Genomic DNA, 235 nt, shown 5'->3' on the forward strand with positions numbered 1-235 from the left:
GGATCGAAAAAGCCAGAGATAATATCGCTAAGACGCATCTCTTCTGCTTCAAACTTATCCCACTGTTCAAGTAGGTAAGTGATCGCTTCAGGGTATTCAGCAACCGAAATTTGAACTTGGTTAATGCCTTCTTCAATACGCTTAGCGATAACAATTTCGCCTTCACGGGTAAGAAGTTCAACAGTACCCATTTCACGCATATACATGCGAACAGGGTCAGTTGTCCGGCCAATTT

General features: G+C 43.0%; 1 protein-coding gene. It reads right to left on the minus strand.

The genetic code is table 11. The features are described from left to right. A partial coding sequence (locus AAEY78_RS15040) for a sigma-70 factor domain-containing protein (protein ID WP_352340311.1) occupies window positions 1-235 on the minus strand: 235 nt, incomplete at both ends.

Source organism: Psychrobacter sp. 16-MNA-CIBAN-0192, from assembly GCF_040309565.1.
Classification (GTDB): Bacteria; Pseudomonadota; Gammaproteobacteria; order Pseudomonadales; family Moraxellaceae; genus Psychrobacter.